Origin of the sequence: Streptomyces sp. OR43 (assembly GCF_008042275.1) — a bacterium.
Taxonomy (GTDB): Bacteria; Actinomycetota; Actinomycetes; order Streptomycetales; family Streptomycetaceae; genus Streptomyces.
Genome location: NZ_RDBK01000043.1, coordinates 861,510 through 862,645 on the forward strand (window position 1 = coordinate 861,510; position 1,136 = coordinate 862,645).

Genomic DNA, 1,136 nt, shown 5'->3' on the forward strand with positions numbered 1-1,136 from the left:
ACGACGACGTCACGATCACGGTCGGAGACGCGACCTCGTACACCCCGGACTCGTTCGCGGCCGGCCACACCAAGGGCAACAAGGCCGGCGGGTTCGCCGAGTTGTTCCAGGCACTGTGCGGCGTCGTAGCGGAACTGCAGGGTCTGGAGTGCTGCGGGTCCTTGGCGAGCAGCCGCAGGACGAGCGTTTCGAGCGGTTCGGGGATGTCGGGCCGGATCTGGCGGACGGGGGCCGGCGGTTCGTAGAGGTGGCGGTGGAGTACCCCGAGGGCGGTGGAGCCGGCGAACGGTACGTCACCGCTGAGGAGTTCGTGCAGGAGCACGCCGAGGGCGTACAGGTCGGTGTACGGGCCGACAGCGCCGCCCATGGCCTGCTCGGGGGCCATGTAGGCCGGGGAGCCGATGGGTGATCCGGTGTGGGTGAGGCGGGTGGTGTCGGTGTCCAGGACGGAGGCGACGCCGAGGTCGAGGACGAGGACGGTTCCGTCCGGGCGCACCATCAGGTTGCGGGGCTTGAGGTCGCGGTGGACGATCGGCACGGCATGGACGGCGCACAGGACGGCGCAGAGCTGGGCGGCGACGGCGACGGACCACTGCCAGGGGTACGGATCGTGTTCGGCGAGGTGGTCGCCGAGGTCGGCGCCCTCGACGTACTGCATGACGAGGAACAGTTCGTCGCCGTCGCTGCCGGCGTCGTGGACGGTGACGAGGCCCGGGTGGTCGACCTGGGCGGTGACCCGGCATTCTCGGACGAAGCGGCGGCGCAGTTCTTCCGCGGCGTTGCTGCCGATGGGGCCGGTGACGCGGTCGGGGCGCAGCAGTTTGACGGCGACCCGGCGGTCCAGGCGCTGGTCGTAGGCCGTCCAGACCTGGCCCATGCCGCCCTGTCCGAGGATCGTCGCCAGCTCGTACCGTCCGCCGATGAGGCGACCGCTCACCGGCCCTCCTCCTTGCGGAGGTAGTCGCTGAGCTCGTCGAGTTCGGCGCGGACCTGGTCGATGCGCGTGCTGTTCACCGTGCTCGCGGTGTGCTCCTGCGGCATGCTCCTGTGGGCACCCCTGTTGCGGCTGGCGTTCGTGCGCCGGAGGACCGCCGACTGGTGGGTGGCCGGAGCCGGCTTCGTCCTCGCCCTCACCC

The 1,136-nt window shown here is 71.0% G+C and carries 1 protein-coding gene; it reads right to left on the reverse strand.

The features are described 5' to 3' along the window. Nucleotides 1-937, reverse strand: a 937-nt coding sequence (locus tag EAO72_RS22250; protein ID WP_410090489.1) for a serine/threonine-protein kinase, incomplete at its 3' end; no start/stop codon positions are given. Between the last annotated feature and the right edge of the window lie 199 nt (nucleotides 938-1,136).